General features: G+C 72.7%; 10 protein-coding genes and 1 pseudogene. 7 read left to right on the plus strand and 4 right to left on the minus strand.

The window, feature by feature from the left end:
• A pseudogene (locus CCN56_RS44420) lies at positions 1–154 on the minus strand (cobalamin biosynthesis bifunctional protein CbiET); the annotation flags it as partial.
• Positions 155–220: 66 nt separating this feature from the next.
• Positions 221–364, minus strand: coding sequence for a DUF6126 family protein (locus CCN56_RS43105; RefSeq protein WP_179199797.1), 144 nt, complete (start codon positions 362–364; stop codon positions 221–223).
• Positions 365–472: 108 nt separating this feature from the next.
• On the opposite strand from CCN56_RS43105, the gene CCN56_RS11285 reads away from it, so the two are divergent.
• Entirely contained in the window at positions 473–1552 is a 1080-nt protein-coding gene (locus tag CCN56_RS11285) for an LLM class flavin-dependent oxidoreductase (RefSeq protein WP_086826087.1), read from the plus strand.
• A 4-nt stretch (positions 1553–1556) separates the two neighbouring features.
• Positions 1557–2180, plus strand: a complete 624-nt coding sequence (locus CCN56_RS11290; RefSeq protein WP_086826074.1) for an FMN reductase — start codon at positions 1557–1559, stop codon at positions 2178–2180.
• Positions 2181–2360: 180 nt separating this feature from the next.
• On the opposite strand, the gene CCN56_RS11295 is transcribed toward CCN56_RS11290, so the two are convergent.
• Complete coding sequence (locus CCN56_RS11295; RefSeq protein WP_086826076.1) at positions 2361–2765, minus strand: hypothetical protein; 405 nt, start codon at positions 2763–2765, stop codon at positions 2361–2363.
• A gap of 86 nt (positions 2766–2851) precedes the next feature.
• Positions 2852–4207: a PLP-dependent aminotransferase family protein gene (locus tag CCN56_RS11300; protein ID WP_256961908.1), complete on the minus strand. Its 1356-nt coding sequence runs from the start codon at positions 4205–4207 to the stop codon at positions 2852–2854.
• A gap of 76 nt (positions 4208–4283) precedes the next feature.
• On the opposite strand from CCN56_RS11300, the gene CCN56_RS11305 reads away from it, so the two are divergent.
• From CCN56_RS11305 to CCN56_RS11325, 5 genes are read left to right on the plus strand one after another with little or no spacing between them, the layout of a single operon-like run.
• A complete protein-coding gene (locus tag CCN56_RS11305) occupies positions 4284–5060 on the plus strand; it encodes an alpha/beta fold hydrolase (RefSeq protein WP_086826077.1) in 777 nt (258 codons plus the stop codon).
• Positions 5061–5097: 37 nt separating this feature from the next.
• Positions 5098–5535 (plus strand): hypothetical protein, encoded by a 438-nt coding sequence (locus tag CCN56_RS11310; protein WP_086826079.1) that lies wholly within the window; start codon positions 5098–5100, stop codon positions 5533–5535.
• Positions 5536–5546: 11 nt separating this feature from the next.
• On the plus strand, positions 5547–5975 hold the full coding sequence (locus CCN56_RS11315) for a hypothetical protein (protein WP_086826081.1): 429 nt from the start codon (positions 5547–5549) through the stop codon (positions 5973–5975).
• A 5-nt stretch (positions 5976–5980) separates the two neighbouring features.
• Positions 5981–6997, plus strand: a complete 1017-nt coding sequence (locus tag CCN56_RS11320; protein WP_256961909.1) for an endonuclease/exonuclease/phosphatase family protein — start codon at positions 5981–5983, stop codon at positions 6995–6997.
• An 18-nt stretch (positions 6998–7015) separates the two neighbouring features.
• Positions 7016–7258 (plus strand): DUF2630 family protein, encoded by a 243-nt coding sequence (locus CCN56_RS11325; protein WP_086826085.1) that lies wholly within the window; start codon positions 7016–7018, stop codon positions 7256–7258.
• Positions 7259–7396 lie beyond the last annotated feature (138 nt).

Consider the following 7396-nt stretch of genomic DNA (forward strand, 5'->3'; position numbering starts at 1 on the left):
GCCAGGTGATCCGCTCGCCGGGGCAGTCGGCGGCGGGGAGGAGGCCCAGCTGGCGGGGGGCGCCGATGAGGACCTCGGCGGCGCGCAGGACGCGGCGGGAGCTCTCGGGGAGCCCGTCCCAGCCGTCCGCGCCGATTCCGACGACCGACACCACCGATATCGCAGCGTTCACGCGGGCGACTCTACGTGAGGGCCGCAGGTGGGCGGGGTGTGGCGGCCCTCACTTCTGGGCGTTCTGCCCGACGTAGAAGAGCAGCCAGACGAAGCCCGCGAAGGCGTGCGTCGCGAAGACGTACACGAAGACGCGGAGCATCACGCCCCGTTCCTTCCACCGCTCGTTGTCGTGCGCCGCCTTCTCCGTCATGCGTCCCAGGGTACGGGCCGGAATAGAGGAGGGAGTCGCACCGTTGGAGATGATGGTTTAAGATTCAACCAATAGTCCGCAAGGCAGGACCCGCGAGAGGTGAGCACGATGCAGTTCGGGATCTTCACCGTCGGTGACGTGACGACCGACCCCACCACCGGCCGTACCCCCACCGAGCACGAGCGCATCAAGAACACCGTCGCGATCGCGCTCAAGGCCGAGGAGGTCGGGCTCGACGTCTTCGCGACCGGCGAGCACCACAACCCGCCGTTCGTGCCGTCCTCCCCGACGACCCTCCTCGGGCACATAGCCGCCCGCACGGAGAACCTGATCCTGTCCACGTCCACGACGCTGATCACCACCAACGACCCGGTGAAGATCGCCGAGGACTACGCGACCCTCCAGCACCTCGCCGACGGCCGCGTGGACCTGATGATGGGCCGCGGCAACACCGGCCCGGTCTACCCGTGGTTCGGCCAGGACATCCGCCAGGGCATCCCGCTCGCCATCGAGAACTACGCGCTCCTCCACAAGCTGTGGAGGGAGGACGTCGTCGACTGGGAGGGCAAGTTCCGCAGCGCCCTCCAGGGCTTCACGTCCACCCCGCGCCCGCTCGACGGCGTCCCGCCGTTCGTCTGGCACGGCTCCATCCGCTCCCCCGAGATCGCCGAACAGGCCGCGTACTACGGCGACGGCTTCTTCGCGAACCACATCTTCTGGCCCAAGCAGCACACCGAGAAGATGGTCCGGCTCTACCGGCAGCGGTACGCGCACTACGGCCACGGCACGGAGGAGCAGGCCATCGTCGGTCTCGGCGGCCAGGTGTTCCTGCGCAAGAACTCGCAGGACGCGGTACGGGAGTTCCGCCCGTACTTCGACAACGCGCCGGTCTACGGCCACGGTCCGAGCCTGGAGGAGTTCAGCCGCGAGACCCCGCTGACCGTCGGCTCCCCGCAGGAGGTCATCGAACGCACCCTGTCCTTCCGCGAGTACGTCGGCGACTACCAGCGCCAGCTGTTCCTCGTCGACCACGCAGGACTGCCCCTCAAGACGGTCCTGGAGCAGCTCGACATCCTCGGCGAGGAGGTCGTCCCGGTGCTGCGCAAGGAGTTCGCGAACCTGCGGCCGGCCGGAGTCCCGGAGACGGCCCCCCTCCACCCCGCCGTCCTCGCTTCCAAGGAGATCTGACGCCATGCAGACGCTGAAGCTGGTCGCCGTGTCCGCCGGACTGAGCGCCCCGTCCTCCACCCGGCTGCTCGCCGACCGGCTGCTCCAGGCGGCCCGGTACCGGCTGGCCGAGCAGGAGTACGCCGTCGACGTCGAGGTCGTCGAACTGCGCGACCTGGCCGTCGACATCGCGAAGAACTTCGTGACGGGCTTCCCGTCGGCGGCGCTGGAGGAGGCGATCGAGAAGGTGACGGCGGCGGACGGCGTCATCGCGGTCACCCCCGTCTTCACCGCCTCCTACAGCGGCCTGTTCAAGTCGTTCTTCGACCTGATCGACCCGACGGCGCTGAGCGGTACGCCGGTCCTCATCGGGGCGACCGGCGGCACGGCCCGCCACTCCCTGGTCCTGGACCACGCCCTGCGCCCCCTGTTCGCCTACCTCCGCGCCTCCGTCTCCCCGACCGCCGTCTACGCGGCCTCGGAGGACTGGGGCTCGGGCGGCGACGAGTACACGGAAGGACTGCCGGCCCGGATCACCCGGGCGGGCAACGAGTTCGCGGACGCGGTGGCGGCGCGGCCGGCCCGGCGCACGGACGAGGACGAGGTCGTCCCCTTCGAGAAGCAACTGGCGGACCTCCGCCTGGACTGACCCCACACCGGGGCGGGCCCGCACCTGGCTTGGACGGTACCCGCGTGGGCCCGCACCCGCTGCCGTGTGGGCAATCGTCCCGCTGGGGCAAGGGGGTCCCCCTGCTCGAGCGGAACGATTGCCCACAACGGGCGGGCGCGGGCCCACAAAGGGCGGGTGCCCACAACGCGGGCGGTGGCGTCAGTACGGGGCCGGGTGGCCCGTCGCGTCCTCGTGTGTGTAGAAGAGGTAGAACGCCGCGCCTCCGATCACCACTCCCGTGATCAGCCCCAGCACCGTCGACGAGTAGATGCTCGCGCCCGTGAGGCTGTACAGGAAGCCGACCGCGATGCCGGCGAGGGCGCCCCAGGCGCCGCCGCGGACCTCGCGCGGCAGGGCGTGGCCGTAGCGCCGGAGGGCGTACAGCGCGACGGCGAGGACGACGGCGGAGATGAGACCCAGCCAGAACTGTCCCCAGCTGAGCGCGCCGCCGTCGCGGGCGTTCACCTCCGCGTACAAGCCGTACAGGACGCCGATCGTGACCGGGAGTCCCCAGCCGTGCGTACTGATCCGGCGCCTGGTGGGCACCGCTGCGTGTGCGGCCATGGCAGGAGCTCCTTCGTCTCTCGCCCCCCTGGTTCCGGGTCCCGCACCCTCCAGGGCACACCCGCGCCCCGTGCCCCGCAAGTGGATCAGCCTTCCGCCGCCACCGCCGCCAGGCGGGTCAGGGCCTCGTCGAGCACCGCGTGCGGCGGGGACGCGAGGCCCAGCCGGACGGCGTCGGGAGCCGCACCGCGCCCGACCGCGAAGGCGCTGCCCGGGGTGACCGCCACGCCCGCGCGTGCGGCGGCCGCCGCCGTGAAGGTCTCCGCGCGCCAGGGCGCGGGCAGCTCCCACCAGCAGTAGTACGCGTGCGGGGAGGTGCGGAAGGTCTGGCCGGCCAGTCGGCGCCGGACCAGGGCGTGCCGGGCCTCCGTGTCCGCCCGCTTGAGCGCGACCGCCTCGGCGACCGTCCCGTCCCCGGTCCAGCGGGTGGCGGCGGCGAGCGCGAGCCCGCCGGCGGTCCAGGCGCCGGAGCGCAGGGCGTCGGCGACAGCGGTGCGGAGACGGGCCGGCGCCACGACGTAGCCGACGGTCAGTCCGGGGGCGAGCCGCTTGGAGAGGCTGTCGACGAGGAGGACCCGCTCGGGGGCGTGCGCGGCGAGCGGCGCGGGCGCGTCGGGGAGGAGGAAGGCCCAGGTGGTGTCCTCGACGGCCGTCAGGTCGAGGCGGCGGAGGAGTGCGGCGAGTTCGGCCCGCCGTTCCTCCCCCGCGGTCGTGGAGAGCGGGTTGTGGAGGGTGGGCTGGAGGTAGACGGCGGCGAGGGGCCCGGCCCGGTGCGCGGCCTCCAGGGCCTCCGGCCGTACCCCCTCCGCGTCGAGGGCGAGCGGGACCAGCCGGATGCCGAGGCGTTCCGCGACCGCCTTGACCAGGGGGTACGTGAGCGCTTCGACGCCGAGCCGGCCGCCGGCCGGGACGAGGGCACAGAGCGCGGCGGCGATGGCCTGGCGGCCGTTCCCGGCGAAGAGGACGCCGTCGGGGTCCGGCGCCCAGCCGGGCCGGGCGAGGACGGCCACCGCGGCCTCCCGGGCCTCGGCCGTACCGGTCGCGGCGGCCGGCCGGGAGACGGCCTCGGCGAGCACGTCGGGCCGGGCGAGCGCCGCGAGCGCGCGGGCCATCAGCTCCGACTGGCCTCCGGCCGCCGGGTAGTTGAGCTGGAGGTCGACGGGCGCGGCGCCGGTCGCCTCGGCGAGCGCGGGCCCGGGCAGCGGGGGCGCGGCCCGGACGAAGGTGCCGCGCCCGACCTCGCCGACGACCAGTCCGCGGCGGGCCAGTTCCCCGTACACGCGGATGGCCGTGGAGTTCGCGATCCCGTGGCGGCGGGCGAAGACCCGCTGGGGCGGCAGCCGGTCGCCGGGGCGCAGCCGCCCGTCCCGTACGGCGGCCTCGACCCGGTCGGCGATCCTCCGGTACTCCTCCACGAGCCCCGCCCCCCTCATCGCCTTCATCGCCCGCACCACCCGCATTGCACCGAGAGCAAAGATCTCATTGCACCGAGCAGTTGGGGCTGCCTAGCCTGCCGTCATGCCCACCTTCTACGAGGACCGGGGCACCGGCCCCGCTCTCCTCCTCGTCCACGGCCATCCCTTCGACCACACCATGTGGCAGCCGCAGATCGACCGCTTCTCCCGCACCGGATACCGGGTCGTCGCCCCCGACCTGCGGGGATACGGCGCCACGCCCCTGGGAACCACGACCGGCGCGACCCTCCTCGGCGACTTCGCCGAGGACCTCGTCGCCCTCCTCGACGAACTCCGCATCGAGGAGTGCGTCCTCGCCGGCCTCTCCATGGGCGGTCAGATCGCCATGGAGCTCGTCCGCCGCCACCCCGAGCGGGTCCGGGGCCTCGTCCTCGCCGACACCTTCCCCGCCGCCGAGACCGAGGACGGCAGGAAGGCCCGGAACGCCATGGCCGACCGGCTCCTGCGGGAGGGCATGCGCGGTTACGCCGACGAGGTCCTCGACCGGATGGTCGCCCCGTACAACACGCACGCCGCACCCCACGTCCACCGCATGATGCGCAGCACCGACCCGGTCGCCGCGGCCGCCGCCCTGCGCGGCCGGGCCGAGCGCCCCGACTACCGGGAGACGCTCGCCGGCGTCGCGGTGCCCGCGCTCGTCGTCGTCGGCCGGGACGACACGTACACCCCGGTGGCGGACGCGGAGGAGATGCACGCCCTGCTGCCCCACTCCACGCTCACCGTGATCGAACGGGCCGCCCACCTGCCCAATCTGGAGCGTCCCGAGGAGTTCGACGCGGCCCTCGACGCCTTCCTCCGCTCACTCGTTCGGCCCAGTTGAAAGTTCGGAATCGTACGAACGCTCCCACGATGGGGCCATGAGCCAGAACACCGCACCCCGCAAGGCGGCCCCCCAGCAGAGCACCGCAGGAGCCTGGGCCTCCGGCGGCACCCTCTTCGCCGGCGTCCTCATGCTGGTCACCGGCTTCATGGACGTCTTCCAGGGCATAGCCGGCATCGCCGAGGACGACGTCTACACCCGCATCGGCGACTACGTCTTCAAGTTCAACCTCACCACCTGGGGCTGGATCCACCTGATCCTCGGCGTCATCGTCGCCATCGCCGGCATCGGCATCCTCAGGGGCGCCGAGTGGGGCCGGATCGCCGGCATCTCCCTCGCCTCCCTCAACGTCCTCTTCCAGTTCCTCTTCCTGCCCTACCAGCCGTGGTGGGCGCTCTTCTCCATGGCCATCTCGATCTTCGTGATCTGGGCGCTGGCAACGGACGACGCGTACGGCCGGGGCGAGACGTTCTGAGGAGCGGGCAGATGAGACGCACGACGGGAGTCGCCCTCACCGCCGCCACCCTCCTCGTCCTCTTCACCGGCTGCGACAACACCAAGGAAAAGGCGGGCCAGATCGTCTCCTCCGCCACCGCGGCCATCGCCTCGGCCGCCCAGGACAAGATGAACGAGGTCAAGGACGGGGTGAACGCCGGCGCCGACGTCAAGGCCGGACCGACGAGCACCGACGGGGACCGCACGGTCGCGGAGATCACCGCGACCAACCCCAAGGACGAGAAGGCCGACTACACGATCATGGTCAACTTCCGTGACGAGGACGGGAACTTCCTCGACGCGGTCGTCCTGAACATCAACGACGTCGAACCCGGCAAGTCCAAGACCGGTACGGCACGCAGCAATCGGACCCTCTCGGGCGAACCCAAGGCGGAGATCGCGCAGGCCCTGCGACACTGAGGCGCGTGGACGACCCGCTGCCCCTCCGGCCCAGGCACCGCACGGCAGCCTGGGCCGGAGGGCTGCTCCTGATCGTGCCCGCCGTGATCGCGGGCTGCCGCATCCTGGACACGGACGCGGTCACGCCCGTACCGCAGCTACTCTCCCTCCTCCCCTGGCTGACGGTCCCCGCCGCACTCGGAGCGCTGCTGGCGATGACCGCCCGCCGCCGCGCCCTGTCCCTCCTGGCCGTCGTCGTCCTCGCCACGACCGCCTGGAGCGCCCTGCCGTACATGCCGCGGCTCATCACCTCCTACGGCCTGCCCCTCGCCCGGGTCCGCGTCCTCGCCGCCAACATCGAGTTCGGCGAGGCGACCGGGGCGCTGATCGACACGATCCGACGCGAACGTCCCCAGCTGGTGTTCGTCTCCGAATGCGACCGCGCCTGCGGACACACCCTCACCAGCACCTTCGCCACCGAACTCCCCCACCACGCCTCCGTCGACGCCGACGGCTCCGCCGGCTCCGTCCTGCTCAGCGCCTACCCGCTGCGCGACAAGGGGATCCCCCCTGCTCGAGCGAAGCCGAGAGCTCGGGGGAGGGTGATCCCGGCGGCCATGGGCATGCCGGGCGCCACCGCCGAGATCGCCGGACTGCCCGTACGCCTCCAACTCGCCCACCCGCTGCCGCCGCTGCCGGGCCGGGTGGACGCGTGGAAGCGGGAGCTGGGCCGGATCGCGACCGTGGCCGCCGGCCGCCCGTACGACGAGCCGTTCCTGCTCGCCGGAGACTTCAACGCCTCCCAGGACCACGCCGCCTTCCGCGCGATCCTGGACCGCGGCCGCCTCCAGGACGCCGCCCGCCTCGCACGCACGAGCCGCACCCCCACCTGGCCCACGGAGGGCCCCGTCCCCCCGTACGTCCAGATCGACCACGTCCTGGTCAGCGACGACTTCAGCGTCGCCGGCATCCGCTTCCCCGCCCTCGCCGGCTCCGACCACCGGGCGGTCCTCGCCGATCTCGACCTGCGCGGCGGGCGCTGATCGGCCACGCTGTAAGGCATGGAGAACGAGGAGATCCTGGACGACATCGGCGCCCTCGTCGAGGAGGAACGCGCCCTGCGGGAGCGCGCGGGCACCGGCGGCCTCGCCCCCGAGGAACGCACCCGCCTCGCCGCCCTGGAGGTACGCCTCGACCAGTGCTGGGACCTGCTGCGGCAGCGGCGCGCGAAGGCCGAGTTCGGGGAGGATCCGGACGAGGCGACCCTCCGCCCGGCCGCAGAGGTCGAGTCCTACCGCAACTGACCCCACGCCGTACGGACCCGCGCCCGCCGCCGTGTGGGGCCCCGCGCCCTGCCCGTGTGGGCCCGCGCCGGGCTGGGCGGCGCCCCACCGCCGTGTGGGCAATCGTCCCGCTGGGCAAGGGGGTCCCCCCTGTTCGAG

The organism is Streptomyces sp. NRRL B-24572 (genome assembly GCF_002156145.1).
GTDB classification, from domain to species: Bacteria; Actinomycetota; Actinomycetes; order Streptomycetales; family Streptomycetaceae; genus Streptomyces; species Streptomyces vietnamensis.

Bases quoted from the DNA above. Each gene is read 5' to 3' on its own strand.
- CCN56_RS43105 (WP_179199797.1), bottom strand. From the start codon at position 364: ATGACGGAGAAGGCGGCGCACGACAACGAGCGGTGGAAGGAACGGGGC.
- CCN56_RS11285 (WP_086826087.1), top strand. From the start codon at position 473: ATGCAGTTCGGGATCTTCACCGTCGGTGACGTGACGACCGACCCCACC.
- CCN56_RS11290 (WP_086826074.1), top strand. From the start codon at position 1,557: ATGCAGACGCTGAAGCTGGTCGCCGTGTCCGCCGGACTGAGCGCCCCG.
- CCN56_RS11295 (WP_086826076.1), bottom strand. From the start codon at position 2,765: ATGGCCGCACACGCAGCGGTGCCCACCAGGCGCCGGATCAGTACGCAC.
- CCN56_RS11300 (WP_256961908.1), bottom strand. From the start codon at position 4,207: ATGAAGGCGATGAGGGGGGCGGGGCTCGTGGAGGAGTACCGGAGGATC.
- CCN56_RS11305 (WP_086826077.1), top strand. From the start codon at position 4,284: ATGCCCACCTTCTACGAGGACCGGGGCACCGGCCCCGCTCTCCTCCTC.
- CCN56_RS11310 (WP_086826079.1), top strand. From the start codon at position 5,098: ATGAGCCAGAACACCGCACCCCGCAAGGCGGCCCCCCAGCAGAGCACC.
- CCN56_RS11315 (WP_086826081.1), top strand. From the start codon at position 5,547: ATGAGACGCACGACGGGAGTCGCCCTCACCGCCGCCACCCTCCTCGTC.
- CCN56_RS11325 (WP_086826085.1), top strand. From the start codon at position 7,016: ATGGAGAACGAGGAGATCCTGGACGACATCGGCGCCCTCGTCGAGGAG.